We start from the raw sequence: 24,654 nt of genomic DNA on the forward strand, positions 1-24,654 counted from the left end.
GCCCCCCAGGCGTCAGAGCAACAGCCTAACTTGGCATTGCGCTCTTCGATAAACGAAGCATGCTGAATGTTTGATTGATTTGCCCGACGATAACAAGAGACGCAGCCGGCCTCACGCGAATTTGCGGAACGGCTGTTGCAGAAACGAAATGATGGAAGATACGCCCTTCTGGAAGCGCAAGACGCTGCCCGAGATGACCAAAGAGGAATGGGAAAGCATCTGCGACGGATGCGGGCTCTGTTGCCTCAACAAGCTCGAGGAATGGGACTCGGGCGATATCTATTTCACGTCGGTCGCCTGCAAGCTGCTGGACGGCGAAAGCTGTCGCTGTTCCAACTACGAGAAGCGCTGGGACTTCGTGCCCGATTGCGTGCAGCTGACCAAGGAAAACGTGCCTGAGATCGCCTGGCTGCCGCCGACCTGCGGCTACCGGCTGATCAACGAGGGCGAGGACCTCTACTGGTGGCACCCGCTGGTCTCCGGCGACCCCGAGACCGTGCACCAGGCCGGCATTTCCGCCCGCGGGCGGACGATCAGCGAGACGGAGATCGATCCGGAGGCGCTGGAGGATTACGTGGTGGATTGGCCGCTGACGGTCGGCAACGATGCGAAGGAGCGGCCGGAATAAACCGGCCGCGGCCCGACTTACTTCGTATATTTTTCCAGCGCCTCAATGAGCTTCAGCCCGGCTTCGGCGCGCGCCGTGTTCGGATAGTTGCGGTTGGCGAGAACCGTCAGGCCGATGCCTGATTTGGGGGCCAGCACGACATAGGCGCCGAAGCCGCCGGTGGCGCCGGTCTTGTTCATCAGCACGGATTTCTGCGGGGCGAGCGGCGTCTTCAGCGCTTTGACCGGCTGACTTTCGAGGCTCATCTTGTTGGAATTGCCGTCGGTGAGCTGCTTGGCCTTCACCGGCCAGGGATACTGCTCCCAGACCATGTCCTGCGTATAATAGGCGGTGGTGAAATAGCCGGTATGGGTCTGGCGGATGGCGGCGGCGAGGTCGGGTGCCAGGCCCTGCTGGTCAAGGTTGAGCGCCATCAGATGCGTCATGTCGCGGATGGTCGTCTTGACGCCATAGGCCTCGTCGTCGAGGACGCCGGGATTGACGCGGATCGGGCGGTTGTCCTTGGAGTAGCCGTATGCATAGCGGTCCTTGGCAGCGTCGGGCACGCTGATGAAAGTGCTCTTCAGGCCGAGCGCCGGGAAGAGCTGCTTCTCGGCGGCTTCGCGGTAGCTGCCGGCAAGGCGCTGGCCGGCGATGCGGCCGAGCAGGCCGATGCTGACATTCGAATAGGAGCGCATCGTGCCCGGCTTGTAGGGCGGTTTCCAGCTCTTGAGATAAGCCGTCAGTTCGGCGTCATTGGTGACTGCGTCGGGCACCTGCAGCGGCAGGCCGCCGGACGTGTGGGTGGCGAGATTGACGAGGGTGATCTTGTCGAAGGCGCTGCCCTTCAGCTCCGGCAGGTAGGTGGAGGCTGGGTCCTTGAGGGAGATCAGGCCGCGCTCGGCGGCAAGGGCGGCGAGCGTCACGTTGAAGACCTTGCTGACCGAGCCGAGCTCGAAGATCGTATCGGTGGTCACCGGCGTCTTCGCCTCGCGCGAGGCCTCGCCCGACACATAGAAAAATTGCTTGCCGCCGATCGAGACGCCGATCGCCATGCCGGGGATATCGTAGGTCTTGATGACAGGCTGGAAGGCGCGGGCGGCGATTTCCTGGAAGGCCTTTTCGGTCAGCTCGGCAGCGTGGAGCTGTCCCGCGGCAAGTGAAAACGGGCTTGCGGAAAGGGAAAGCGCGATCAGGCAATGTCTCATCTTCATGGGCGGCTCCTTGCGATGCATCCGGATAAATCTCCGGTGCAGGCTCGATAGCGCGCGCCGATGCCCCGTCACAAACGATAAGAACTCGCGGGAGACCCTAGATAAATTTGGGCTTGGGGTCAGCTCCGGTGCAGAAGCGTCTTCAGGAACAGCCTGAGTTCGCGCTCGACATAATCGGCGACGCGGCCCTCCGAGGTGAAACCCCACCAGAGCAGCGAGCCCTGCCATTGCGACAGCATCAGGCGGGCGGAGGTTTCGGCGTCGGGCGAGGAAGCGAGGCATTCGGAGAGGGCTGCGGTCAGCGCCTTGGCCCATGCCGCACCCCGGGCGCGCAAGACCGGATCGCGGAAATCCTCGCGCAGCACGAGGAGGCCCTGGGCATAGGCGGCGGGGTCTTCGCCGTAATCCTGCGAGAGGGCGGTGAGCAGGCCGACGGCGCCTTCGGGGGTCTTGTCCGCGGCGCTCGCGATCCTTGCTGTCTCGGCATCCAGCCGGTCCCAGGCATGCAGCAGGGCGGCGCGCAGCATGCCGGCCTTGGTGGCGAAGCGCTGGACGAGGGTGGAGCCGGAGAGGCCGCTGACCTTTGCCACTGCGCCGAAGCTCGCGGCATCCGGACCCTCGGCATGAATGAGGGCGAGAACCATCTCCAGAAGCTGCTCGTCCGGCAGGGTGCGGGTGCGCGGCATGAAATTTCCTCTTGCGTTCGCATCGATTATGAACGAACGTTCGTTTATATTCAATGGCCCGTCGCGAGGCGGGCGAAATTGCTTCTAGCGTGGAGGATCGGATTATGACAGCGGAGCTCAAGGGAAAGGTGGCACTGGTGGCGGGCGGCACGCGCGGCGCCGGACGCGGGATCGCGATCGAGCTCGGGGCTGCAGGCGCGACCGTCTACGTGACCGGCCGCTCGACGCGCGGCCAGCGCTCCGAATACGACCGCCCGGAGACGATCGAGGAGACCGCCGAACTGGTGGAAGCGGCCGGCGGCCGGGCGATCGCGCTGAGGGTCGATCATCTCGTGCCCCAGGAGGTGGAGGCGCTGGTGGCGCGCATCCGCGGCGATCAGGGCCGGCTCGATATTCTCGTCAACGACATCTGGGGCGGCGAGCATCTGACCGAATGGGAAAAGCCGGTCTGGGAACATTCGCTGGAAAACGGCCTGAAAATGCTGCGGCTGGCGATCGACACGCATTTCATCACCGCCCGCTACGCCCTGCCGCTGCTGATCGAACGGCCGGGCGGGCTGCTCGTCGAAATGACGGACGGCACGGCCGAATACAACGCCACGCATTACCGGCTGAACCCCTATTACGACCTCGTCAAGACCGGCGTGACCCGCATGGCCTGGGCGCATGGCAGGGACCTGGAAAAGCACGGCTGCATGGCGGTTTCCCTGACGCCCGGCTGGATGCGCTCGGAAATGATGCTGGAGATCTATGGGGTGACCGAGGCGACCTGGCGGCAGAGCACCATCGCCCCGGCGCATTTCGTCATCTCGGAGACGCCGCGCTTCGTCGGCCGGGCGGTGGCGGCGCTGGCGGGGGATGCGCAGATGGGGCGTTTCAACGGACAGTCGCTCTCGAGCGGCGGGCTGGCGAAGGTCTATGGGTTCGACGATGTGGACGGGTCGAGGCCGGATTGCTGGCGGTATATGGACGAGGTGGTGGAGACGGGGAAGGAGGCGGATGCGGTGGGGTATCGGTGAGGGGGTGGTGGAGTGTGCCCACCTATCCCTCCAGCAGCCCATGCAACCCCTTCGGCGCCACATTCAGCCAGGCCTTGCGCACGAGGTCGCGGGTCAGCGTGTCCTCGGCGAGCGTGTGATAGAGGCGGGTGGAGCCGCGCAGGCCCCAGCCGCCGGGGACGGGGAGGGTTTCCTTCGGGGCGATTTCGAGGGTGAGTTTCTGCTGGTCGGGGGTGAGGCGGACGACGCAGTAATCCTGGTCGGGAAAGGTCAGAAAGATCTTGCTGCGCACGCGAAAATCGCGTGTGCCCATATGGGCGCTTTCGACCGCTTCCGTCAGTGAGAGCGCAAAGGCTGCAAGCTGTTCCCGGTCCATGGCGGATTATAGCATGGATGGGGTGGCGGACAAATGTCGGCGACGGTTTTGGCGTGGCCGGCCGCTTCTACGCGGCCGCCTTCTTTTCGATGGCGGTGCGGTCGAGCGCGCGTTCGAGTGCGGTGATGCAGACCGGATCGTGGCTTTGGCCCGCACCCTCCCAGAGGATGCCGAGCGCCTTGGCGATCGGCATGGCGGCGCGGTAGGGGCGATCGGCCGTCAGCGCATCGAAGACATCGGCGGTCGAGACGATGCGGACTTCCATGGGGATGGCTTCGGCGGTCAAGCCGCGCGGATAGCCCTTGCCATCAAGCCTTTCGTGATGGGCGCCGCCGATGACGGCGGCTTCGGAGAAGGCATGGATGCGCGACAGGATGAGCTCGGAAAATTCCGAATGGCGCTTCATCTGTTCCCATTCCTCGCCTTCGAGCTTGCCGGGCTTGTCGAGCACGGAATTGGAGACGCCGAGCTTGCCGATATCGTGGAGCAGGGCGGCACGCTTCAGGAAGCGTCGGCCCTCGGCATCGATGCCCATTTCCTCGGCGATCAGATCGGTAAACAGCGCGACACGATCGCTATGGCCCGACGTATAGGGGCTCTTGGCGTCGATCACCTTGGCGAAGGCGGCGGCGATATCGTCGAGGTAGTCGTCATCGGCCATGATCGCCTGCTGGCCGGGCTCGCTGCTCAGCACGACCTCTTCGAGCGCCTCAGAACGCAGGATTTCCCAGAAATCGGGGCGCGCGGCGACGCGGGCAAAGGCAGCCGTGAGATCGGGATCGAACCATGTGCCGGAGCGTTTGGCGATCTCGGCCTTCGACGCCTCCGGGCCGCCGCTCGCCTGAAAGATATCGGCGATCTGCGACAAGAGCGCGATGCGCGAAAACAGCGGGATTTCGGTGCCCGACAGGCCGATCGGCCGGCCGCCGCCATTCCAGTGTTCGTCGAGGCCGAGAATGCCGTTTGCCACCGCTTCGGAGAACCGCATCATCCGGGCGATCTCGGCACCGCGCTGGCAGCGCGTCTGGATCAGGTCGGTGACGATCTCGCCGCCATTCTGCAGAATGTTGAGAATGCCGCGAAAGCGTTCGGCGAGGCCGGCCTGCATGCCCGTGTGGCCGATGACGAAGCGCAGTACCTGGCCGAGGCTGCCGTCGACCAGCTTGAAATCGCGCTTGAAGGCGAGATCGTCGGCCAGATAGATTTCGCAGATGCGGGCGGCATTGCTGCTGCAGCCGAGGTCCTTCAGGAGCAGTGTATAGTAGAGATCCTGCAGGGCGCTGTCGGGCAGGCCGAGCTCGCGGCCGATATGCGTGCCGATATAGCAGGCGCGGATGCAATGGCCGGGCGGCTGCCCCTCGGTGAGATCGAGCGCCTTGCTGAGCGCTTCGATGATTTCCGCAAGCCGGATCTGGATGCCGCTCATGATGTCCTGCCTATGTGGGTTTGAGCCAGATAAGCGCCGGGGGAGGTTGAAGAAGGGTTCAGGAAGGTGGTTAAGATGGGGGATTGTGGAAGGATTTCAGTGTATTAGAGAATATTAATGCACGCCATAATTTTAAATTGCTGGGAGGCATTAGTCAGCGCTACTCGGTGTTGTGGCGCTGACTAACGAAGTATGGGAAGCCAGACGCCTATCGGCAGCTGGCAAGGCTCAGTAGGTTATTCGGTTCCGCACCATCGGCTTCGGTTTTCAAGTATTTGCGGCCATTGCGTGTTGCAATGACTACCCAAACCGATTTTCCATTGCCATTTGTCCAGAAGCGCCACCGCCCGTCCTCTATTCCGGCAATAGCAACATCGAGCTTGATACACCAAGCTCCACCACTCTCAGATCCGGTCGCACCGCCCACGCTGTCGATCCGCCGGTCCGCATCATTCTCATCTGGGATTATGCAAGTTATTTGGTGATCTGTTGGCATTTTGGTTTCCTGTGCAAAATCGAGGAAACGCTTGACGTGAATCGCGTAACGCGTAACTTGAGGACGTGATCACAAACCAAGCGGTTCTATCGCTTGTTTCGGTTGAGGCGACGGTTGTAGCTAACCGTCGCCTTTCACGTTTCCCGAGACATCTGAGTCGGGCAAGCGTTGCTTATTGTTTACACAAGGCTAGTGCCGTGATCTCCACAGGTTTTTCTCACGTTCTTACGCTAAGCTTGTTTGCGGCGTCCTCGCAGACTGCGGCTCGGTCTGGTTTTTTGAGGTCATAGGAAAATAATCCTTGACGGCGTGACGGTGATTTGGTAGGGTTGTGGCATAGTCGGAAAGTTGCGGGATGCGGTTGGGCTTTCTGGTGGTGGCGCTTCTGCGATGTCGGCGGCGCCTGTTTGACGGTAAACGTGCCGTTCACTCCCTCATTCCTGTGCTTGTCACAGGAATCCAGTGCGCCCCAGTCCTGGGGCGCGGAAGACTTACTCTTAAGGGCATGAGTCATTCACGGCGCGGACGCGCCGTGGCTGGAACCCTGTGACGAGCACAGGGATGAGGGAGACTCAGCGTTGGCGGCCCCCTCATCCGCCCTGCGGGCACCTTCTCCCCGTTGGGGAGAAGGGACTGTCGAGATTGCCTCTGGCGCCAACATTCCCTCTCCCCTCGGGGAGAGGGTAGGGTGAGGGGGCTCCGGTCTCGGCATCTATTTTCTGGCGACTGACTTTCATGTGGGTTCGTGTGGGCCTTCCCGCCCCTTTAGTCTCGCACTTTGCGGCACCTCGCCGAAAGGACCTTCCAATGAGCACTGGTGAATTCGCAGCCGAGCTTTGCGGCGTCTGGCCGGAGCGGCTCGTCTATGGCGGCGGGCAGCTGCTGGAGACCAAGTCGGAGGGGGTGCCGGGGGATGAGCTGCGGGTGTTGCTCAACCAGATGACGGCGGAGATGCGGGAGCAGTTTGCGGCTTTCGTCGAGCTGCGCAAGGGTGCCGAGATTGCGGCGCTGAGCGGTGACGAGGCGGCGGAGAAGTTGGCGCGGGCGGATCTGAAGGCGGCGGCCGATGCCATGGGGCTGATCGTCCGCACGCTCGAGAAGATCGACCAGCTGCAGCGCCAGCTCGCCCGCGACCGCGAGATGGAGATCGAAAGCCGCGAACAGGCCGAAGGCTATGCGGCGGCCAAGGGGCAGCTTCTTGCGATCATCGAGCAGCGCGCCGAGGAGAAGGCGGCGCTGATCGTCGAACAGCGGATCAGGGCTTGGCAGGCGGAGGCGGGCGGACGTGACGGGATTTCCTTTGCCGGGACGGACGATGCGGCCGCGATCGGCGCGCCAGAAGCGGCGGGCCGAGGCGGCGAAAGTGCGCTCGGCGATGGCGCAGGCGCTGTCGGCGGCGGGAATGCTGCGGCAGGGGCTGGAGGCGATCGGTGCGGGCCGGGCGGATGAGCGGGAGGCGGCGGGTTGTCGCGTCTCAGGCGCGGAGCCTGCATCGGCTACTGCTCCCTCCCGACGAACTCCACCCGCTCACCCACCAACGGAGGTCTGGCCGATGTGGCTTGAACCGGGGCTTTCGGCGCTTGAGAGGCTGGAGCGGATCGGCGGGCCGTTGCTCGAAGGGTTTCCGGGGGCGCTCAGGGATTGGGCGCTGGCGGGGCGGCTGGAGCAGATGGCGCCTGTTGGCGACTGGCGGACGTGGCTGCTGCTTGGCGGGCGCGGGTCTGGCAAGACGCGGGCGGGGGCGGAATGGGTGCATGGTCTGGCGAGCGCCGGGCAGCGTTCCGATCTCAGGATCGCGCTGGTGGCGGAGACGCTGGGCGATGCGCGCGAGGTGATGATCGACGGTATTTCCGGGATCTGCAGGATCGCGCGGCGCAACCGGCCGGACTTCGAGATTTCGCGGCGCAGGCTCGTCTGGCCGAATGGCGCGGTGGCGCAGGTGTTTTCCTCCGAGGACCCCGAGAGCTTGCGCGGGCCGCAGTTTCATCTCGCCTGGTGCGACGAGCTGGCGAAATGGAAGCATGGGCAGGAGACCTTCGACATGCTGCAGTTCGGCCTGCGCCTCGGCCCTGCGCCGCAGCAGCTGGTGACGACGACGCCGCGGCCGGTGCCGCTGTTGAAGGCGCTGATTGCCGATGAGGGCACGCGGCTGACGCGGATCAGCACGCTTGCCAATCGCGCCAATCTGGCGCCGGGTTTCATCGATGCGCTCTCGGCGCGCTATGGCGGCACGCGGCTGGGGCGGCAGGAACTCGATGGCGAGCTGATCGAGGATCGCGAGGACGGGCTGTGGAAGCGCGGCCAGATCGAGGCGCTGGTGACGCGGGTGACCGGTGCCCTGAGGCGCATCGTCGTGGCGGTCGATCCGCCGGCAGCGGCCGGCGCGCAATCCTGCTGCGGCATCGTCGTGGCGGGGATCGAGGTTTCCGGGCGGGCGGTGGTGCTGGCGGATTGCTCGGTCGAGGGCCTGAGCCCGGCCGGTTGGGCGGGTGCGGTGGTGCGCGCCTATCAGCGCTTCGGCGCCGACCGGGTGATCGCCGAAATCAACCAGGGCGGCGACATGGTTTCGGCCATGCTGAAGAGCATCGATGCGACGCTGCCGGTGTCGACCGTGAGGGCGACGCGGGGAAAATTTCTGAGGGCCGAGCCGGTGGCGGCACTCTACGAGCAGGGACGGGTGGTTCATGCCGGGCGCTTCACGGCGCTGGAGGACCAGATGTGCGATTTCGGCCCGGACGGGCTCTCGAACGGCCGCTCGCCGGACCGGCTGGATGCGCTGGTCTGGGCGCTGACGGCACTGGTGCTTGATGGCGGCGGCGAGCCGCGGGTGAGAGGTATATAAAGGTGAGTAGCAATTTAAAATTGTGGACAAGCGTGAGAGGCCGTTGAGCAAAGCAAGCGGGCTTGAGACCCTTCGGCAAAGGGGATCGAGGATGAAGAAGATGCTTGCTGTACCGCTGCTTCTGGCTGGTCTCTCCGGCTGCATATCCGGCGATCATGTTGCCCAAATCAGTCGCATGACAACCGCCGCCTTGATCCACAAGGAGCGATGCGAGCTCTACAACCTCACGAAGCAATATCCCTATCTGAAGAAAGACAAGTGGACGGTCTATTCAGTCATGACCTTGCGCGGGACGGCGTCGGATTATGTCAACCCCGAATTCACCACCACCGATGCTCTGGCTGCACCCAGCACCTCCTTTGTGATGAAAGCTCCGTTCTCGGTCGGGCAGAAGAAGGAAGTTCTTTTCAGCCAGAGCTACGCGATTTCACTCGAGGACATAACGGAGTCGTCCTGCACCTACCTTCACAAGGATGCCCCGCCGATTCTTGGCGATCTGGGCGTTGCAGCCCTTGTCGCAGAGAAACAGGGTGTGCAGAACTCGTTCGCGGGAGTGACGGATGTCAAATTCGGCCTCGGCAGTACCGGCGCATCGGGCAAAGGAGACTTTTCGGGCTCGATCGAATTTACCGTCGAGGCCAAGATAACAGGCCTCGGGCCGCTGTGGACGCTTGTGCATTTCAGCGGACCGGGCGGTCTTCTCAACGTTGCACGTACGGATGTAAGCAAGCTGGAACTTGCCTTTCTCGGACCCGCACAACAGGCAGTTCGCCTTCCCGTGAAAGCGACGAAGGGTGGAGATGGCAAAAAGGGCGAACACGCTCAACCCGAAACCGGAACTGCTTTCAGGCCACTCAGCGATAGCGAGATTCTCAAGCGTGGAAACGATGCAATCATACAGCTTCGGCTTCTCGACCTGAACAATCATCTCGAGCGCTAGCACAGATGTGATCACGACCAAGTATGGGCCGGACGGGATGCGTTCGGCCTAGGCCGCGGTGTGCCGATCGAGAGCGGCGGCGAGCCGCGGGTGAGAGGTATATGACGGTTCGTCGCTCGCCTTTTGCGCCTTGGCAGTTTATCGCTGCTTCGGCGGTTCTGCAGGGCGCGGTGCTTCGCGAACCGGGCGGACCTGGCGCCACTCGTTTTCCATCTGGTCGACGAGGTGCTGGGGAATGATGGGCTGCTGTTGGGTATCGGTCGTTTGCATCGGTCTCCTCTCCGGCTTGACGGCCAATCGGCTGGGCCAAGGCTTTCGAAAGCCTTTGGCGCTGCGGCGATAGGAAACGCATGACACAGCTTAAATATGCTGTAAATCAGGGGCTTAAACGCTTTAAACGATTGAAATTATTTTAATCGATTAAGGCCGGGACGATTTTCATGGTTATCCACATCGACCGCCGATACTTCTTCGATCAGGTGCGCGGCACGCTCTTCAAGGGCAGCCTGCAGCAACAGCAGGTGGAGGGCATCAATGCCATCCTCGACTATTGGGAGCGGCATCACGACCGCGCCGATCGACGCTGGCTCGCCTATATCCTGGCGACCGCCTTTCACGAGACCGCCTACACGATGCAGCCGGTGCGCGAGACGCTGGCGGCGAGCGACGAGAAGGCGGTGGAAATCCTCGACCGTGCTTATGCGGCGGGTAAGCTTTCCTGGGTGAGGACGGTCTATTGGCTGCCCGACGAGGACGGCAAGAGCTGGCTGGGGCGCGGGCTGGTGCAGCTGACGCACAAGCGCAATTACGAGGCGATGAGCAGGCTGACGGGGATCGACCTGGTGGCCGATCCGGCGCGCGCCATGGAAATGCAGACGGCAGTGACCATTCTCGTCGAGGGGATGATCTCAGGCAGCTTCGCGCCGCACAAGCTTGCCGATCACCTGAATGCCGAAAAGGCGGACTGGGTGAACGCCAGGCGCATCGTCAACGGGACCGACAGGGCGGAAAAGCTCGCGGATTACGGCCGGACCTTCCATGCGGCCTTGCGCCGCGACGGCGTCTGCGGGCTGTGGCAACGGTTGATGGCCTGGCTTTCGCATGCTATCGCGCGGCGCACTTGAAAAAAAGAGGGAGAGCCCGCGTGATCCGCCACATCGTTTTCTTCACCGCACCGGAAGAAAATCGCGAGGCGGTGCGCAACGGCCTGTCGCGGCTGACGGGCATTCCCCACGCGCTGACGCTGGAGATCGGCGAAAACCTGAAATCCGACCAGTGGGGCAATGCCGTCGACTTCATCGTCTACGGCGAGTTCGCCGACGAGGCGGCACTAGCGGCCTACAAGGCGCATCCGGATTACGAGCTTTCGACCCGGACGGTGAAGCCGCTGCGCGAGACGCGGGTGGCGGCGGATTTCGACAGCGGGCTGGCGGTGAAGGTGCCGGTTGTAGGGTAGGTACTGGCTGGGTGCAGCCCTAAATCCTTCCCTCATTCCTGTGCCTTAGGGCTGCGCCCACGGGATGTCACAGGAATCCAGTGCGCCCCAGTCCTGGGGCGCGGGAGACCCTTCTCAGACGTATGAGTCATTCTCCTGCAGTAGGCATGTGAGTCATTCACCGCGCCGACGCGCGGTGGCTGGATTCCTGTGACGAGCACAGGAATGAGGGAGGGTGGGGTGGCTTTCGCCCTCTCATCCCCAGCCTTTCAACAAGGGACATCATCATGAACATCCGGTCTTTCCTGCCGTGGGCGGGGCGTAATGCCGTGGCCGAGAAGAAGGCGGCGGGGTCTTTGTTGTCGCTGGCGGCGCAGGGGCAGGCGAGCTGGACGGGGCGGTCTTACGCCGCACTGTCTCGCGAAGGGTTCATGAAGAACCCGGTGGCGCATCGCTGTGTCAGGCTGGTGTCCGAGGCGGCCGCCGCCGTGCCGTGGCTGATCTATGAGGGCGAGCGGGAGCGGCCGGAGCATCCGGCGGCGACACTGCTGCGCCAGCCGAACGGGCGGATGGGCGGGCCGGATTTTTTCGAGGCGCTCTATGGGCATCTGCTGCTGTCGGGCAATGCCTATGTCGAGCCGCTGATGGTCGGCGCGGCGCTGCGCGAACTGCATCTGCTGCGGCCCGATAGAGTGAGCGTCGTCGAGGGGCGGGACGGGTGGCCGGAGGCTTATGATTACAGGGCCGGTGGGTCGGTGAGGCGCTTTGCGGCGGAGGCTGAGGGGATGGCGCTGCTGCACCTGAAACTCTTTCATCCGCTCGACGATCACTTGGGTTTTCCGCCGCTGGCGGCGGCGCAGGTGGCGCTCGATCTTTCCAATGCGGCGGCGACCTGGAACAAGGCGCTGCTCGACAATTCAGCCCGTCCCTCCGGTGCACTGGTCTATCAGCCGAAGGAGGGCGGCAATCTTTCGCCCGATCAATATGAGCGGCTGCGCCAGGAGCTCGACGACGGCTATTCCGGGCCGATGCGCGCTGGGCGGCCGCTGCTGCTCGAGGGCGGGCTCGACTGGAAGGCGATGGGGCTTTCGCCGAAGGACATGGATTTCGTCGAGGCCCGCAATGGCGCCGCCCGCGACATCGCGCTCGCCTTCGGCGTGCCGCCGATGCTGCTCGGCATTCCCGGCGACAATACGTTTGCGAATTACCAGGAGGCAAACAGGGCTTTCTACCGTCTCACGGTGCTGCCGATGCTGATGCGGACGGCGGCCTCGCTTTCGGCCTGGCTCGGCGGAGCCTATGGCGAGGGACTGCGGCTAGAGCCGGATCTGGACAGGGTAGCCGGGCTTTCGGCAGAGCGCGGGGAGCTCTGGGCGCGGGTGGGAGCGGCGGCGTTTCTGACGGATGAGGAGAAGCGGGAGGCTGTGGGGTATTGACCTCTAACGGTCGGCCTGTGAAGCCTATGGCGATTTTGCAGGCTGGGGGGCGCTGTGGATTTCGAGGGCATCGAGGGGCTGAGCTATGTGCCTGGCTTTCTGGCCGGGCCGCAAGCGGACGCGGTTTGCCTTGCGCTTGATACCGGCGATTGGGACACGACGCTGAAGCGGCGGGTGCAGCATTTCGGCTATCGCTATGACTATAGGGCGCGGACGGTGGCCGATGATGCGAGGCTGGGGCCGTTGCCGGATTGGTTGGGGGAACTGGCGCGGCGGCTGGTGGGGGGTGGGCACTTTGGTGCGCTGCCGGATCAGGTGATCGCCAATGAATATCTGCCGGGGCAGGGGATCAGTGCGCATGTCGATTGCGAGCCGTGCTTCGGCGGCGTGATTGTGTCGCTGAGTTTGCTCTCGGCCTGCGAGATGGTGTTTCGTCATCGCGGCAGCGGTGAACGTCGCAGCGTGATGCTGGAGCCCGGGTCGCTGCTGGTGATGCAGGGGGCAGCGCGCTACGACTGGACGCATGAGATACCGGCGCGGGCTTCCGATGTCGTCGATGGCGTGAAGCGGATGCGCGGGCGGCGGGTTTCGCTGACCTTCAGGACCGTGGTGCTGGGATAGGCAATTGAGGCTCGGCGGTGATTTTGTTATACGTCGTATTACAAAATGGAGATAACGCCGTGTCCAAGCCTGTTCTTTCCGATCCGATCGCGCTGCGCCTTCCTGAAGATATGCTCAGAGATATCGAGACGATCGCAAAGGCGACCGAGCGGACGCGCAGTTGGGTGATCGTGCGGGCGTTGAAGTATTATCTGCGGCAGGAGGGTAGCGACATTCTCGAGATCGTCGAGGGTGAGAAGCAGATCAGGAACGACGAAATTGTCGAGGCTGACGATCTGTTTGCGCTGCTGCTTGCCGATGCCAAGGATAACGCTGCTTGAAGCGGATCGTCCTGTCGGCCGATGCGCGAGAAGGCTTACCTTATGAAGGCCAATCCTCGCGCGGCGACGACGACCTTGCGGCGTTTGCAGGCGGCCTTTCGAATGCTGGCGGCGCATCCGAATGCGGTTAGCCCCGTGTTGCCGCTTGCCGGGCGGCGGCGTTTTGTCGAGACGCCCTATGTCATCGATTATCGTGTCGAGGCCGACGCGATCCTGATTTCAGCGATCCGCCACGGGCGCCAGCAGGGCACGGTTCTGGACGTCGACGAAGACGACGATTTCGAGGTTCCTGGCGACAGTTGATGCGCCATTGAATCAACCTCTCAAGCGCCTGATTCGATCTGAGAAGTCTCAGGCGTAAGCGATTCAAACAATTCGGGGAAATTGGGCCTGCCGGGGCGCGCGTGATGCGCCGGGCGGGTTCCTCCCGAGATATTCTGGTCGATGACGCCGGTGGAGCTGCATGCCGCCGCCGGCGGGCTGGCGCCGCGCGCGTCGGGGCTTTCGCGGGCGGGGCTGAGCGAGATGATGGCGCGGTTTCCGGATGGGTGAGGTGATCTCTGCCCGTGCTATGCTCGGCACCGAGATTCGGAGCGGCGATGGCGCAGTCGGACAACATGTTTGCGAAGGGAATGGTCGTCTTCCCCTTCGGTGACTGGGACGAGCGGCCGGCTTCGCTGTTCGGCTGGTCCGAGGCGCGGCTGGCGACGCTTTCCGCAGAATTGGCGAAGGGCGAGAGCAGCGCCTTCATGATCGTCCAGGGCGGGCGCATGATCTACCGCTGGGGCGATATCGCCTTGAAGTCGAGCATCGCTTCGGTGCGCAAGAGCCTGGTCAATGTGCTCTACGGCATGCTGATCGCCGAGGGGCGGATCGATCCGCTGCAGACGCTGGCCGATTTCAACATCGACGACATGACGCCGCTGACGGCAGGCGAGCGCAGCGCGACGGTGATGGATCTGCTGCGGGCGCGCTCCGGCGTCTATCTGCCGTCGGTTTACGATACGGCGAACGGCAGGCCTGACAGGGGCAGCCATCCGCCGGGGGAACACTGGTTCTACAACAACTGGGATTTCAACGTGCTTGGCACGATCGTCGAGCGGGCGACCGGCGAGAGCGTGCTGGATGCGCTGGCGTCGCGCGTGGCCCGGCCGCTCCGGATGCAGGATTGCGTTGCCGGCGACGGCTGGTTTCAGCATGGGCCGGAATCCATGCATCCGGTTTACAAGATCCAGCTCTCGGCGCGTGATCTGGCGCGGGTCGGGCTTCTCTATCTCAGGCATGGACGCTGGGGCGCAACGCAGCTGGTGCCGCAGAGCTGGGTGCGCGACAGCGTGCGCCCGCATTCGGCGGTTGGTGAAGGATGGGCCTATGGCCTGCTGTGGTGGATCACGCAGGCGAATGCGCCTGGCGATGCCATGGCCGTGCATGTGCCGATGTTCTACGCCAGCGGCTGGGGCGGCCAGTATCTGATCGTGCTGCCGGATCTCGATCTCGTCGTCGTCCACCGGTCGGCGACGGCGCTCAGGGTTGGTCCGGGCGTCAGCCATGTCAGGATGGGAGAGATCCTGCGGCTGGCGCTTTCGGCAATGCCGGACAAGGGCTGACGGCCCACATATTCAGGAGACATCGATGGAAGACGATGACACCGGGCTCGCCGAGATGGCGGGGCAGGCCGATGAACTGCGCCGGGCGCTGGAGGATCTGGAGGCGCGGTCTCGCTCCTTCGGCTCGGCGTTGAGCGGCGCCCTGCGGAGCGCCGTCAGCGGCGGCAAGGGGCTGGACGACGTGTTGCGCTCGCTGGGCAACCGGCTCGCCGATATCGCGCTTTCGGCGGGGATGAAGCCGCTCGAGGGGCTGATCGGCGGGGCGGTGTCGGGGATCGCGGGTGGGATCGGCAAGGTTCTGCCTTTTGCCGATGGCGGCGTGGTGTCGGCGCCGAGCTATTTTCCGATGGGTGGTAATATCGGGCTGATGGGCGAGGCGGGCAGCGAGGCAATCCTGCCGCTGCGGCGCGGGCCGGATGGGGCGCTTGGGGTTGCTGCCGCCGGTAACGGTGGCGGGCCGCAGATCGTTTTCAACGTCACGGCGACGGATGCGCAGAGCTTTCAGAAGAGCGAGGCGCAGATTTCGGCGATGCTGGCGCGCACGGCGATGCGCGGCCAGCGCAACCTGTGAGGCTGAGATGGCCGGTTTCCATGAGGTACGGTTTCCGCTGCGGCTGTCGCTGTCGACGAGCGGCGGGCCGGTGCGGCGGACCGATATCGTCAATCTCTCCAATGGGCGCGAGAGCCGTAACAGCCGCTGGCGCTCAGAGCGCATATGGCATGGATGAAACTTTTCTCCCCGGCAAAAATGCCCGCATGCTTGGCCGCCACATCCGGCCGCCAGCGCGCTTTCTGATCGGCTCGATCGAGGACGGTGCGGTGAGGCAGGTCGAGGCGCGCGAGTTCGCGCCATCGGCGGGTGCCGCGCCGCCAGGCGAGACCGGCGGCAAGAATGGCGCCGGCGATCCTTCCAGCCTGTTTGCACCGCTGGTGGAGTTGATGGATCTGCCGCGCTTTGCGGCGGGCGAGGCGGCGAGTTTTGCGCGGGCGGCGGTTTTTGCCAGGCCCTGGCGGATGATCGGGCTGTCCTCCTCGGTGAGCGAGGAGGGGTATCGCGGGCGGGCGCTGGTCGAGCGCCCGGCGCGGATCGGGACGCTTACCGGGCCGCTGACGGCGGGTGTGCGGGGGCGGTTCGACTGGTCGCAGGTGCTGGAGATCGAGCTGCCGTTCGGTGCACTGTCCTCGGCGGTGGCAGTCTCGGTGCTGAATGGTGACAACCTGATCGCGGTGGCTTCGTCCGACGGCGGCTGGGAGGTGATCGGGTTCCGGCAGGCCGAGGAGATCGGCGCCGGGCGCTGGCGGCTTGGCGGATTGCTGCGGGCGCTGGCGGGAACCGACGATGCGATGGCGGCGGGTGCCGTTTCAGAGGCGTCCGTGGTGATGCTCGACGATGCCGTTGTGCCGCTCGGCCTCACGGCCGATGAGATGGGGTTGCGGCTCAATTGGATCGCCGAGGCGGCCGGTGTGAGCGGCAAGGCGGGTCCGTTCGCCTTCGAGGGCGGGGTGCGGGCGGAGACACCGCTTTCGCCGGTTCATCTGAGGGCGGCGCGGGGCGAGGCGGGGGCGGTGACGTTTTCGTGGGTTCGGCGCGGACGGGTCGATGCCGACAACTGGATCGCGGCCGATATTCCGCTCGACGAACCCTCCGAGCGCTACCGGATCGAGGTGATGGCTGATGGTGTGGTGCGGCGGCAGGTGGAGATCGGCGTGCCGCGATGGACCTATCCGCTGACAGACGAGCTTGCCGACTTCGGCAGTGTGCAGAGCGCGCTGACGATACGGGTGAGGCAGATGGGGCAGCGGATGCCGCTCGGCATTCCCGCAGTCGCAACGATGACGATGTGATTTTCAACGGAAGGAATGGTCATGGGTGACTGGAAGAACTGGTATCATTCGAAGACGATCTGGGGAGCGCTGATTGCGATCGGCGCTTCTGTTCTGCATGCGGCGGGCATCGATATCGACGCCGGCGACCAGAGTCAGATCGTCGATTCTCTCGTCAATATCGCCGGTGCGATCGGCGGGCTTCTGGCCGTCTATGGACGGCTGACGGCGAGCACGGCGATCCGCTGATCGAGCATTTCGGGAGGGCGGCGGCAGCGATATCAAGAGCTTCTGCCGCCTCGTCTTTTGGCTGTGAATATCGTTGCGGCAATACAGTCGAGAATTGTTCTAAACCACCGTCATTACAGTGCATTCATTTGCCATTCAGGTCACGTGAGTACATAGTCGGCCCAGGTTGGAATTACGTTGGAAGCATTGCACATGGCCTCTCCTCTGAGCGTCGTAGCCTTGGCCGCAGGGCTGGCTGTATCGGCGCCCTCACCGGACGACTCGCGCACGCTTGTGGTGCGCGTCGCTGGCGATTGCAGCGCCGCCGCGCAGCAGGTCGTCGAGCAGACGGGCGGCCAGCTTCTTTCCGTGCAGCCTTCGGGCGATTCATGCATCATCACCGTGCTCGTTCAGGGCAATGGCCAACGCCCCCGCAAGGTAACCGTCAAGGTTCCGATGTAGGCGGAATCGGCCTATAAAGCACTGACTGAAACAAGGTGAAAGCGGACCGATGCGCATTCTGGTAGTCGAAGACGATGTCAATCTGAACCGTCAGCTGAGCGATACGCTGAAGGAAGCCGGCTATGTCGTCGATCAGGCCTTTGACGGCGAGGAGGGACACTTCCTCGGCGATACCGAGCCCTATGACGCGATCATCCTCGACATCGGCCTTCCCGAAATGGACGGTGTGACCGTATTGGAAAAGTGGCGCGGCGCTGGACGCGGCATGCCGGTTCTGATCCTGACGGCGCGCGACCGCTGGAGCGACAAGGTCGCGGGCATCGATGCCGGCGCCGACGATTATGTGACGAAGCCTTTCCATGTCGAGGAAGTGCTCGCCCGCATCCGCGCGCTGATCCGCCGCGCTGCCGGTCATTCATCCTCCGAGATCGTCTGCGGTCCTGTCAGGCTCGATACCAAGACCTCCAAGGCTGTCGTCAACGGCGTGGCGCTGAAGCTCACCTCGCACGAATACCGGCTGCTCTCCTATCTCATGCATCACATGGGCGAGGTCGTGTCGCGTTCGGAGCTTGTCGAGCATATGTACGACCAGGATTTCGACCGTGATTCCAATACGATCGAAGTCTTCGTCGGGCGCCTGCGCAAGAAGATGGGCGTCGATCTGATCGAAACGGTGCGCGGTCTCGGATACCGCATTCAAGCGCCGGCCTGATGCGAATAAAATCGCTCACCGCACGCGTTCTGCTACTGACGACCGTATGGTCGACGGTGGCGCTTGTGGTGATCGGCCTGCTGATCTCGACGCTCTATCGCCGCAGCGCCGAGCGCGGCTTTCAGGACCTGCTCCGCGCGCAGCTCTATAACGTCATCAATTCCGTCACCATCGGCGACCAGGGCGCGCTGGCCGGCAGCCCGCAGCTCGGCGACCTGCGTTTCGCGCAGCCGCGCACCGGCTGGTACTGGGTGGTGGAGCCGCTCGGGACCTATACGACCGCGCCGCTGGTTTCTCCATCGCTGGGCTCGGCGACCATTCCCGTTCCCTCCGTTCTCGAAGCGCCTTTCGACAAGAATTACGAGCGCTACTACCAGGTGACCGATGCCAGCGGGAACCGGGTGCAGGTGGCCGAGACCGAGGTCGTGCTCGATACCGACGGCCGCGCGGCGCGCGTTCGCGTCACCGGCAATGTCGAAGTCGTCGAATCCGACGTCAGCAACTTCTCTCACAGCCTCTATCTGGCGCTCGCCGGCTTCGGGGTCGGCAGTCTGATCGTCAATGCGCTTGCCATTCTCTTCGGCCTGAAGCCGCTCGACAAGGCGCGTGCGGCGCTGGAGCGTATCCGCGCCGGCGAGAGCGAGCAGCTGAAGGGCGATTTCCCGCGCGAGATCCTGCCGCTGGCCAATGAGGTCAATGCCCTGATCGACAGCAACCGCCGCATCGTCGAGCGCGCCCGCATGCAGGTCGGCAATCTGGCGCATTCGCTGAAGACGCCGATTGCCGTGCTCTTGAACGAGGCGCGGGTGTTGGAGCGTTCGCATGGCGAGCTCGTCAAGAACCAGGCGGAAGCGATGCAGGGGCAGGTGCAATCCTATCTCAACCGCGCCCGCATTGCCGCGCAGCGCGAATCCGTGCTTGCTCGCACCGACGCGGAACCGGCGCTGGAACGGCTGGTGCGCGTCATGCGCCGCCTGAACGTCGACAAGGAATTCGAGCTTTCCGTCACGCAACCGCATCTGGCCGTTGCCATGGAGCAGCAGGACCTCGAGGAGACGGTCGGCAACCTTCTGGAGAATGCGGCGCGCTTTGCCGTTCACAAGGTCAAGGTGAGCGCATCGGAAGCCGCCGAGGACGTGAAGGGTGCCGAGACCAGCGGCCGCCGGCACTGGGTCGAGCTCATCGTCGAGGACGATGGGCCGGGGCTGGAGCCCGATCAGATCAAGGAAGCGCTGAAACGCGGCAAGCGTCTCGACGAAAGCAAGCCCGGAACCGGGCTCGGTCTTTCGATCGTCACCGAGATCGCCAATGAATATCAGGGCCGCCTGGAGCTTTCCCGCGGTGCTGCCGGCGGGCTCAAAGCAAAGCTAATTTTGCCCGGTCTCACAAAGGATGTTGCGTGACCAATTGCTTGATGTCACAAAGACATAGGCAGTTGCATAGCATGCTTTGCCTTAAAGCCGACAAGTGCCTGTGCGCATCTGCCGGCATTGATTTGTTTCTTTCTGCTGGTTCGACCGAATGATATCACGCGCGAATGCCATGATCGTTTCCTCGCTTTTCGTTGCCGTTGCCTTGAGCGGCTGCACGACGACGAAGAGCGCCAGCTCGACCGGCGTTTTCTCCCGCAAGCCTTCGGCCTCGGCACAGTTCATCACCGCGCTTCAGGGCGGCATCGTCGGCCGTACCGGCATCGAACTCAGCGACAGCGACAAGCAGCGCGCGCTCGAAGCCGAATACCGGGCGCTGGAAGGGGCGGCCGTCGGCCAGCCGGTCGTCTGGAGCGGACGCAATGTCAGCGGCAAGGTTATCGCCGCGGCACCCTATCAGGTCGGCTCGCAGAACTGCCGCCAGTACACGCATACGCTGACCGTCGACGGCAAGGAGACCGTGGCGCGCGGTTCGGCCTGTCGCAACGATGATGGCAGCTGGTCGCCGCTCGGCTAGGACATTCGGCCCATACTGGCCTGCAAATGGCGCCTTTCCACGCTTCCGGTGCTCACGTACCTTTAGTACGCTGCGCTGCGGGTCGTGGAAAATCACCATTTTCGGCTCAGCCTGCACTGAATGCCGTGTGTCGTAAGCCGTAGCGAATATTGCGGCGAAACGCCTCAAATCTTCGTCATTCCGGCTTTGCCAGTTGGAATGGCCGCGCGCTTCAAGTATTGGGGCCGTTATGCTTTTCTGGATTCTTGTTGCTGCAATGACGGCGGCTGTGGCCGCGCTGCTGCTTTACCCGCTCCTGCGCGGCGGAAAGACGCTCGACGACACGCGCGCAGGCGAGGCGGCGGTCTATCGCGACCAGCTGCGCGAACTCGACCGCGACCTCTCGGGCGGCCTGATCACCTCCGATGAAGCCGACTATGCGCGCGCCGAGATCGGCCGCCGGTTGATCGCCGTTTCGGCGACGGGTCCTGCCGCCGAGCCGAAGGCGGCGCGCCATCACCGCTTCAGCGAGGCTTTCATCCTGCTACTGCTGCCAGCCATCGGGCTCTGTCTTTACGTTGCGATGGGACGGCCCGGCCTGCCATCGCAACCGCTCCAGGCACGGCTCGAAAATCCCGGCAACGACATGGCAATCTTGGTCTCCAAGGCGGAGCGCCATCTGGCGCTCAACCCGGATGACGGCAAGGGCTGGGACGTGCTGGCGCCGATCTATTTCAATGCGATGCGCATCGCCGATGCCGAGAAAGCCTATCGCAATGCGATCCGCCTGCTTGGACCGAGCGCGATCCGCCTCGACGGCCTGGCGGAGTCGCTGATGGCCGGTTCCAACGGCATGGTGACGCCGGAGGTGCGCCAGACGCTGGAACAGTCGCTGTCGATCGAGCCCGACAACCCGCGCGCCAAGTTCTACGTGGCGCTGAGCCTGGAACAGGCCGGACAGACCGGGCAGGCCAAGGCCGCCTTCGAGGCGATCGCCAAGGAATCGCCTGCCGATGCGCCGTGGCTGCCGCTGGTCAACGATCATATCGCCAAGAATGGCGGCGCGCCGATTGCCTCCAACAAGACGCCGGGCGGACCGACGCAGGAAGACGTGGCCGCGGCCCAGAACATGAGCCCGGCGGATCAGCAGCAGATGATCCGTGGCATGGTCGATAGCCTGGACGCCAAGCTGAAGGCCGATCCCAACAATTTCGAGGGCTGGGTGCGGCTCGTCCGCTCTTATGCCGTATTGAACGATAAGGATCGCGCGGCCGACGCGCTGAAGCGCGGGCTGGCCGTGTTCCCGGCCGGCGGCGATCAAGGCAAGCAGCTGCTCGCACTGGGGCGCGAGCTGGGTATTGCGACCGAGGGGGTAACGGAATGACGCGCAAGCAGAAGCGCCTGGCGGTAATCGGCGGCGGCATGGGCTTTATCATTGCCGCGGTGCTGCTCGTGATGTTCGCCTTCAGCCAGTCCGTCGCCTATTTCTACATGCCGGCCGATCTTGCCAAGACGCCGGTGGCGCCGGAGACGCGCATCCGCCTGGGCGGTCTCGTCGGCGAGGGCAGCGTCGTGCGCGGCGTCGGCTCGACCGTCGAATTCGCGGTGACCGACGGCGGCGGCCAGCCGGTGAAGGTGAAATATACCGGCATTCTTCCCGATCTCTTCCGCGAGGGGCAGGGCGTGGTGACCGAAGGCAAGTTCGAGGCATCGAGCCACGAATTCATTGCCGATACCGTGCTTGCCAAGCATGATGAGAAATACATGCCGAAGGAAGTGGCCGACCGGCTGAAATCCCAGGGGCTGTGGAAGGAAGGCGAGGGCGCGCAATGATCATCGAGATCGGCCATTACGCACTCGTGCTGGCGCTGGCGACGGCGATCATTCTCTCCGTCGTCCCCGTCATCGGCGCGCGCCGCCGCGACCAGGCGATGATGGACGTCGCGCCGCTCGGCTCGATCGTGCTCTTCGGCCTCGTCGCCTTCTCCTTCGGCGTCCTGACCTATGCGCATGTCGTCTCCGACTTCTCGGTCGAGAATGTCTGGGAGAACTCGCACTCGCTGGTGCCGCTGATCTACAAATATTCCGGCGTCTGGGGCAATCACGAGGGATCGATGATGCTCTGGCTGCTGATCCTGGCGCTGTTCAGCGCCATGGTGGCGCTGTTCGGACGCAATCTGCCAGATACGCTGCGGGCCAATGTGCTGGCGGTGCAGGCATGGGTCTCGGTTGCCTTCATCCTCTTCATCCTGCTGACCTCCAACCCCTTCGTGCGCCTCGATCCGGCGCCGGCCGAGGGGCGTGACCTCAATCCGGTATTGCAGGATATCGGCCTCGCCATCCATCCGCCGCTTCTCTATCTCGGCTATGTCGGCTTCTCCGTCTGCTTCTCCTTTGCCGTCGCGGCGCTGATGGAAGGCCGGATCGATGCTGCCTGGGCGCGCTGGGTGCGCCCCTGGACGCTGGCCGCCTGGACCTTCCTGACGCTTGGCATCGCCATGGGCTCCTACTGGGCCTATTACGAGCTCGGCTGGGGCGGCTGGTGGTTCTGGGATCCGGTCGAGAACGCTTCGTTCATGCCCTGGCTGGCGGGCACAGCGCTGCTGCATTCGGCGCTCGTCATGGAAAAGCGCGAGGCGCTGAAGATCTGGACAGTGCTGCTCGCAATCCTGACCTTCTCGCTGTCGCTGATGGGCACCTTCCTGGTGCGCTCCGGCGTGCTGACCTCGGTCCATGCCTTTGCCAGCGACCCGAGCCGCGGCGTCTTCATCCTCTGCATCCTGATGATCTTCATCGGCGGGGCGCTGTCGCTCTTCGCCTTCCGCGCGCCACTGCTTTCGGCAGGCGGTCTCTTCGCGCCGATCTCGCGCGAGGGCGCGCTGGTCTTGAACAACCTGATCCTGACGGTTGCCTGCGGCACGGTGCTGACGGGCACGCTCTACCCGCTGCTTCTGGAAACGCTGACCGGCGACAAGATCTCCGTCGGCCCGCCCTTCTTCAACATGACCTTCGGGCTGCTGATGATCCCGCTGCTGCTGGTCGTGCCGTTCGGGCCGCTGCTCGCCTGGAAGCGCGGCGATCTGCTCGGCGTGCTGCAGCGGCTCTATGTCGTCGCAGGCCTCGCTTTCGTGGCCGCGCTGGTCTTCTTCTATATCGAGCATGGCGGGCCGGTTCTTTCGGTTCTCGGCCTTGCTGCCGGTCTCTTCCTCGTCTTCGGCGCTGCGGCTGATCTCTGGTATCGCGCCGGTATCGGCAAGGTTGCGGCGAACGTCGCCTGGCGGAGATTGAAGGGTCTGCCGCGCTCCGCCTTCGGTACCGCACTTGCGCATGCCGGTCTTGGCATCACCGTTCTCGGTATCGTCGCGGTCTCGACCTTTGCGACGGAACATGTGCTGGAAATGAAGCCCGGCGAGACCACGGATGCCGGCGGCTATTCGCTGCATTTCGACGGCATGCAGCCAGCGACCGGTCCGAATTACAAGGAAGACCGCGGTCACTTCAGCATTCGCCGCGGCGGTGTCGAAGTCGCCGACGTCTGGTCCGCCAAGCGGGTCTATGTCGCCCAGCAGATGCCGACGACGGAAGCGGGCATCGTGACCTTTGGGCTGAGCCAGCTCTACGTCTCTCTCGGTGATCCCACCAATGACGGCGGCATCGTCGTGCGCATCTGGTGGAAGCCGTTCATTCTCTGCATCTGGGGCGGGGCGCTGATCATGTCGATCGGTGGCTTTGTGTCGCTGAGCGACCGGCGTCTGCGCGTTGGTGCGCCGCGGCGCAAGGCCAAGGCGGCGAAGCCATCGGCTCCGGCGATGGAGCCTGCGGAATGAGACGCTCGTGGTTTCTCCCTTCTCCCCAGCGGGGAGAAGATGCCCGAAGGGCAGATGAGGGGGATGAGCAGCGCAGCTGGGAGGCCTACGAGCATCAGCGAGAAGCAACCGGCAGCACGCGTGGCCCCCTCATCCGTCCTGACGGACACCTTCTCCCCGAGGGGAGAAGGGGATTGTGGCGCTCGCTGCGGCTCTTCCTCGTACTTGCCGCGTTCCTCTCACCACTCCCGGCCTTCGCCGTAAACCCCGACGAAGTGCTCCCCGACCCCGCGATGGAAAGCCGGGCGCGGACGTTGTCGGCGGAGTTGCGGTGCATGGTGTGCCAGAACCAGTCGATCGACGATTCCAATGCGGATCTCGCCAAGGATCTGCGTCTGCTGGTGCGCGAGCGCATCAAGGATGGCGACAGCGATGAGCAGGTGTTGAACTATATCGTCTCGCGCTATGGCGAGTTCGTGCTGTTGAAGCCGCGGTTCAGTATCCGCACGGTGATGCTCTGGGGCGCGCCCATCGTGCTGATCCTGGCAGGTGGCATTTCGCTCATCGTCTTCGCACGCCGCCGGACCGGCAAACCGACCGGCAGCCGTCTTACGGCAGACGAACAAGCCAAGCTCGACGAGTTGATGCGGACTGACCGCCAGGCCTGAGTCCTGCGGAAATCCGGCCCGTTG

29 protein-coding genes and 2 pseudogenes are annotated in these 24,654 nt (G+C 63.8%); 25 read left to right on the forward strand and 6 right to left on the reverse strand.

What is annotated here, in order from left to right; all coding sequences use genetic code 11:
* The first annotated feature begins 151 nt into the window (after positions 1-151).
* Positions 152-628: a YcgN family cysteine cluster protein gene (locus ACEN84_RS14620; RefSeq protein ID WP_112719293.1), complete on the forward strand. Its 477-nt coding sequence runs from the start codon at positions 152-154 to the stop codon at positions 626-628.
* Positions 629-645: 17 nt separating this feature from the next.
* Here ACEN84_RS14620 and ampC read toward each other — a convergent pair whose 3' ends face one another.
* Both ampC and ACEN84_RS14630 read right to left on the reverse strand, forming a co-directional pair.
* Entirely contained in the window at positions 646-1,821 is a 1,176-nt protein-coding gene (gene ampC, locus ACEN84_RS14625; protein ID WP_413709074.1) for a class C beta-lactamase, read from the reverse strand.
* Between the two features lie 119 nt (positions 1,822-1,940).
* Complete coding sequence (locus ACEN84_RS14630; RefSeq protein WP_413709075.1) at positions 1,941-2,507, reverse strand: TetR/AcrR family transcriptional regulator; 567 nt, start codon at positions 2,505-2,507, stop codon at positions 1,941-1,943.
* Positions 2,508-2,611: 104 nt separating this feature from the next.
* Here ACEN84_RS14630 and ACEN84_RS14635 point away from each other — a divergent pair, with 104 nt between their 5' ends.
* Positions 2,612-3,526 (forward strand): SDR family oxidoreductase, encoded by a 915-nt coding sequence (locus ACEN84_RS14635; protein WP_413709076.1) that lies wholly within the window; start codon positions 2,612-2,614, stop codon positions 3,524-3,526.
* 22 nt (positions 3,527-3,548) lie between these two features.
* On the opposite strand, the gene ACEN84_RS14640 is transcribed toward ACEN84_RS14635, so the two are convergent.
* From ACEN84_RS14640 to ACEN84_RS14650, 3 genes are all read right to left on the reverse strand, one after another.
* On the reverse strand, positions 3,549-3,881 hold the full coding sequence (locus ACEN84_RS14640) for an MmcQ/YjbR family DNA-binding protein (RefSeq protein WP_413709077.1): 333 nt from the start codon (positions 3,879-3,881) through the stop codon (positions 3,549-3,551).
* 67 nt (positions 3,882-3,948) lie between these two features.
* Positions 3,949-5,307 carry an HD-GYP domain-containing protein gene (locus ACEN84_RS14645; RefSeq protein WP_413709078.1) on the reverse strand — a complete coding sequence of 453 codons (1,359 nt, stop codon included), beginning with the start codon at positions 5,305-5,307 and terminating at the stop codon, positions 3,949-3,951.
* Positions 5,308-5,515: 208 nt separating this feature from the next.
* Positions 5,516-5,803, reverse strand: a complete 288-nt coding sequence (locus ACEN84_RS14650; protein ID WP_413709079.1) for a DUF3892 domain-containing protein — start codon at positions 5,801-5,803, stop codon at positions 5,516-5,518.
* Positions 5,804-6,610: 807 nt separating this feature from the next.
* On the opposite strand from ACEN84_RS14650, the gene ACEN84_RS14655 reads away from it, so the two are divergent.
* The 3 genes from ACEN84_RS14655 to ACEN84_RS14665 all read left to right on the forward strand — a co-directional run bounded on the left by ACEN84_RS14655 (position 6,611) and on the right by ACEN84_RS14665 (position 9,585).
* On the forward strand, positions 6,611-7,252 hold the full coding sequence (locus tag ACEN84_RS14655; protein WP_413709080.1) for a hypothetical protein: 642 nt from the start codon (positions 6,611-6,613) through the stop codon (positions 7,250-7,252).
* Positions 7,253-7,355: 103 nt separating this feature from the next.
* Positions 7,356-8,645 (forward strand): DNA-packaging protein, encoded by a 1,290-nt coding sequence (locus ACEN84_RS14660; protein WP_413709081.1) that lies wholly within the window; start codon positions 7,356-7,358, stop codon positions 8,643-8,645.
* A gap of 91 nt (positions 8,646-8,736) precedes the next feature.
* Positions 8,737-9,585, forward strand: a complete 849-nt coding sequence (locus ACEN84_RS14665; RefSeq protein ID WP_413709082.1) for a hypothetical protein — start codon at positions 8,737-8,739, stop codon at positions 9,583-9,585.
* Positions 9,586-9,723: 138 nt separating this feature from the next.
* On the opposite strand, the gene ACEN84_RS14670 is transcribed toward ACEN84_RS14665, so the two are convergent.
* On the reverse strand, positions 9,724-9,855 hold the full coding sequence (locus ACEN84_RS14670) for a hypothetical protein (protein WP_281438210.1): 132 nt from the start codon (positions 9,853-9,855) through the stop codon (positions 9,724-9,726).
* A gap of 170 nt (positions 9,856-10,025) precedes the next feature.
* On the opposite strand from ACEN84_RS14670, the gene ACEN84_RS14675 reads away from it, so the two are divergent.
* From ACEN84_RS14675 to ACEN84_RS14770, 20 genes and pseudogenes are all read left to right on the forward strand, one after another.
* Positions 10,026-10,709 carry a hypothetical protein gene (locus tag ACEN84_RS14675; protein WP_413709083.1) on the forward strand — a complete coding sequence of 228 codons (684 nt, stop codon included), beginning with the start codon at positions 10,026-10,028 and terminating at the stop codon, positions 10,707-10,709.
* A gap of 20 nt (positions 10,710-10,729) precedes the next feature.
* On the forward strand, positions 10,730-11,041 hold the full coding sequence (locus ACEN84_RS14680; protein WP_199626581.1) for a Dabb family protein: 312 nt from the start codon (positions 10,730-10,732) through the stop codon (positions 11,039-11,041).
* A 266-nt stretch (positions 11,042-11,307) separates the two neighbouring features.
* Positions 11,308-12,456: a phage portal protein gene (locus ACEN84_RS14685; protein WP_413709084.1), complete on the forward strand. Its 1,149-nt coding sequence runs from the start codon at positions 11,308-11,310 to the stop codon at positions 12,454-12,456.
* A 54-nt stretch (positions 12,457-12,510) separates the two neighbouring features.
* Positions 12,511-13,077 carry an alpha-ketoglutarate-dependent dioxygenase AlkB gene (locus ACEN84_RS14690; protein WP_413709085.1) on the forward strand — a complete coding sequence of 189 codons (567 nt, stop codon included), beginning with the start codon at positions 12,511-12,513 and terminating at the stop codon, positions 13,075-13,077.
* A 59-nt stretch (positions 13,078-13,136) separates the two neighbouring features.
* Complete coding sequence (locus ACEN84_RS14695; protein WP_413709086.1) at positions 13,137-13,397, forward strand: CopG family ribbon-helix-helix protein; 261 nt, start codon at positions 13,137-13,139, stop codon at positions 13,395-13,397.
* A 42-nt stretch (positions 13,398-13,439) separates the two neighbouring features.
* Positions 13,440-13,700 carry a type II toxin-antitoxin system RelE/ParE family toxin gene (locus tag ACEN84_RS14700; protein ID WP_413709087.1) on the forward strand — a complete coding sequence of 87 codons (261 nt, stop codon included), beginning with the start codon at positions 13,440-13,442 and terminating at the stop codon, positions 13,698-13,700.
* Positions 13,701-13,826: 126 nt separating this feature from the next.
* Positions 13,827-13,949, forward strand: a pseudogene (locus tag ACEN84_RS14705) (phage tail assembly chaperone); the annotation flags it as partial.
* Positions 13,950-13,996: 47 nt separating this feature from the next.
* A complete protein-coding gene (locus ACEN84_RS14710) occupies positions 13,997-15,004 on the forward strand; it encodes a serine hydrolase domain-containing protein (RefSeq protein ID WP_413709088.1) in 1,008 nt (335 codons plus the stop codon).
* A gap of 25 nt (positions 15,005-15,029) precedes the next feature.
* Entirely contained in the window at positions 15,030-15,575 is a 546-nt protein-coding gene (locus tag ACEN84_RS14715; RefSeq protein WP_413709089.1) for a phage tail tape measure protein, read from the forward strand.
* Between the two features lie 7 nt (positions 15,576-15,582).
* Positions 15,583-15,717: pseudogene (locus ACEN84_RS14720) on the forward strand (DUF2460 domain-containing protein); the annotation flags it as partial.
* A gap of 7 nt (positions 15,718-15,724) precedes the next feature.
* Positions 15,725-16,849: a hypothetical protein gene (locus tag ACEN84_RS14725; protein WP_413709090.1), complete on the forward strand. Its 1,125-nt coding sequence runs from the start codon at positions 15,725-15,727 to the stop codon at positions 16,847-16,849.
* Positions 16,850-16,870: 21 nt separating this feature from the next.
* Positions 16,871-17,077 carry a hypothetical protein gene (locus ACEN84_RS14730; protein ID WP_413709091.1) on the forward strand — a complete coding sequence of 69 codons (207 nt, stop codon included), beginning with the start codon at positions 16,871-16,873 and terminating at the stop codon, positions 17,075-17,077.
* A gap of 192 nt (positions 17,078-17,269) precedes the next feature.
* Positions 17,270-17,518 carry a hypothetical protein gene (locus ACEN84_RS14735; protein WP_025555383.1) on the forward strand — a complete coding sequence of 83 codons (249 nt, stop codon included), beginning with the start codon at positions 17,270-17,272 and terminating at the stop codon, positions 17,516-17,518.
* Positions 17,519-17,567: 49 nt separating this feature from the next.
* Entirely contained in the window at positions 17,568-18,230 is a 663-nt protein-coding gene (locus tag ACEN84_RS14740) for a response regulator transcription factor (RefSeq protein ID WP_025555382.1), read from the forward strand.
* A complete protein-coding gene (locus ACEN84_RS14745) occupies positions 18,230-19,633 on the forward strand; it encodes an ATP-binding protein (RefSeq protein ID WP_025555381.1) in 1,404 nt (467 codons plus the stop codon). The genes ACEN84_RS14740 and ACEN84_RS14745 overlap by 1 nt, the downstream gene beginning before the upstream one ends.
* A gap of 118 nt (positions 19,634-19,751) precedes the next feature.
* A complete protein-coding gene (locus ACEN84_RS14750; RefSeq protein WP_025555380.1) occupies positions 19,752-20,177 on the forward strand; it encodes a membrane protein in 426 nt (141 codons plus the stop codon).
* Positions 20,178-20,406: 229 nt separating this feature from the next.
* A complete protein-coding gene (gene ccmI / locus ACEN84_RS14755; RefSeq protein WP_413709092.1) occupies positions 20,407-21,540 on the forward strand; it encodes a c-type cytochrome biogenesis protein CcmI in 1,134 nt (377 codons plus the stop codon).
* Positions 21,537-21,989 carry a cytochrome c maturation protein CcmE gene (gene ccmE / locus ACEN84_RS14760; protein ID WP_025555378.1) on the forward strand — a complete coding sequence of 151 codons (453 nt, stop codon included), beginning with the start codon at positions 21,537-21,539 and terminating at the stop codon, positions 21,987-21,989. Before ccmI ends, ccmE begins: the two co-directional genes overlap by 4 nt.
* On the forward strand, positions 21,986-23,983 hold the full coding sequence (locus tag ACEN84_RS14765) for a heme lyase CcmF/NrfE family subunit (RefSeq protein ID WP_413709093.1): 1,998 nt from the start codon (positions 21,986-21,988) through the stop codon (positions 23,981-23,983). The genes ccmE and ACEN84_RS14765 overlap by 4 nt, the downstream gene beginning before the upstream one ends.
* A gap of 173 nt (positions 23,984-24,156) precedes the next feature.
* On the forward strand, positions 24,157-24,630 hold the full coding sequence (locus tag ACEN84_RS14770) for a cytochrome c-type biogenesis protein CcmH (RefSeq protein WP_246777501.1): 474 nt from the start codon (positions 24,157-24,159) through the stop codon (positions 24,628-24,630).
* Positions 24,631-24,654: the final 24 nt, after the last annotated feature.

The sequence above is a fragment of the Rhizobium sp. Rhizsp82 genome, from assembly GCF_047325115.1.
Taxonomy (GTDB): Bacteria; Pseudomonadota; Alphaproteobacteria; order Rhizobiales; family Rhizobiaceae; genus Rhizobium.

What these genes read in the sequence shown, in the direction of transcription:
- ACEN84_RS14620 (WP_112719293.1), top strand. Translation starts at nt 152, where the DNA reads ATGGAAGATACGCCCTTCTGGAAGCGCAAGACGCTGCCCGAGATGACC.
- ampC (WP_413709074.1), bottom strand. Translation starts at nt 1,821, where the DNA reads ATGAAGATGAGACATTGCCTGATCGCGCTTTCCCTTTCCGCAAGCCCG.
- ACEN84_RS14630 (WP_413709075.1), bottom strand. Translation starts at nt 2,507, where the DNA reads ATGCCGCGCACCCGCACCCTGCCGGACGAGCAGCTTCTGGAGATGGTT.
- ACEN84_RS14635 (WP_413709076.1), top strand. Translation starts at nt 2,612, where the DNA reads ATGACAGCGGAGCTCAAGGGAAAGGTGGCACTGGTGGCGGGCGGCACG.
- ACEN84_RS14640 (WP_413709077.1), bottom strand. Translation starts at nt 3,881, where the DNA reads ATGGACCGGGAACAGCTTGCAGCCTTTGCGCTCTCACTGACGGAAGCG.
- ACEN84_RS14645 (WP_413709078.1), bottom strand. Translation starts at nt 5,307, where the DNA reads ATGAGCGGCATCCAGATCCGGCTTGCGGAAATCATCGAAGCGCTCAGC.
- ACEN84_RS14650 (WP_413709079.1), bottom strand. Translation starts at nt 5,803, where the DNA reads ATGCCAACAGATCACCAAATAACTTGCATAATCCCAGATGAGAATGAT.
- ACEN84_RS14655 (WP_413709080.1), top strand. Translation starts at nt 6,611, where the DNA reads ATGAGCACTGGTGAATTCGCAGCCGAGCTTTGCGGCGTCTGGCCGGAG.
- ACEN84_RS14660 (WP_413709081.1), top strand. Translation starts at nt 7,356, where the DNA reads ATGTGGCTTGAACCGGGGCTTTCGGCGCTTGAGAGGCTGGAGCGGATC.
- ACEN84_RS14665 (WP_413709082.1), top strand. Translation starts at nt 8,737, where the DNA reads ATGAAGAAGATGCTTGCTGTACCGCTGCTTCTGGCTGGTCTCTCCGGC.
- ACEN84_RS14670 (WP_281438210.1), bottom strand. Translation starts at nt 9,855, where the DNA reads ATGCAAACGACCGATACCCAACAGCAGCCCATCATTCCCCAGCACCTC.
- ACEN84_RS14675 (WP_413709083.1), top strand. Translation starts at nt 10,026, where the DNA reads ATGGTTATCCACATCGACCGCCGATACTTCTTCGATCAGGTGCGCGGC.
- ACEN84_RS14685 (WP_413709084.1), top strand. Translation starts at nt 11,308, where the DNA reads ATGAACATCCGGTCTTTCCTGCCGTGGGCGGGGCGTAATGCCGTGGCC.
- ACEN84_RS14700 (WP_413709087.1), top strand. Translation starts at nt 13,440, where the DNA reads ATGAAGGCCAATCCTCGCGCGGCGACGACGACCTTGCGGCGTTTGCAG.
- ACEN84_RS14710 (WP_413709088.1), top strand. Translation starts at nt 13,997, where the DNA reads ATGGCGCAGTCGGACAACATGTTTGCGAAGGGAATGGTCGTCTTCCCC.
- ACEN84_RS14715 (WP_413709089.1), top strand. Translation starts at nt 15,030, where the DNA reads ATGGAAGACGATGACACCGGGCTCGCCGAGATGGCGGGGCAGGCCGAT.
- ACEN84_RS14725 (WP_413709090.1), top strand. Translation starts at nt 15,725, where the DNA reads ATGGATGAAACTTTTCTCCCCGGCAAAAATGCCCGCATGCTTGGCCGC.
- ACEN84_RS14730 (WP_413709091.1), top strand. Translation starts at nt 16,871, where the DNA reads ATGGGTGACTGGAAGAACTGGTATCATTCGAAGACGATCTGGGGAGCG.
- ACEN84_RS14735 (WP_025555383.1), top strand. Translation starts at nt 17,270, where the DNA reads ATGGCCTCTCCTCTGAGCGTCGTAGCCTTGGCCGCAGGGCTGGCTGTA.
- ACEN84_RS14740 (WP_025555382.1), top strand. Translation starts at nt 17,568, where the DNA reads ATGCGCATTCTGGTAGTCGAAGACGATGTCAATCTGAACCGTCAGCTG.
- ACEN84_RS14745 (WP_025555381.1), top strand. Translation starts at nt 18,230, where the DNA reads ATGCGAATAAAATCGCTCACCGCACGCGTTCTGCTACTGACGACCGTA.
- ACEN84_RS14750 (WP_025555380.1), top strand. Translation starts at nt 19,752, where the DNA reads ATGATATCACGCGCGAATGCCATGATCGTTTCCTCGCTTTTCGTTGCC.
- ccmI (WP_413709092.1), top strand. Translation starts at nt 20,407, where the DNA reads ATGCTTTTCTGGATTCTTGTTGCTGCAATGACGGCGGCTGTGGCCGCG.
- ccmE (WP_025555378.1), top strand. Translation starts at nt 21,537, where the DNA reads ATGACGCGCAAGCAGAAGCGCCTGGCGGTAATCGGCGGCGGCATGGGC.
- ACEN84_RS14765 (WP_413709093.1), top strand. Translation starts at nt 21,986, where the DNA reads ATGATCATCGAGATCGGCCATTACGCACTCGTGCTGGCGCTGGCGACG.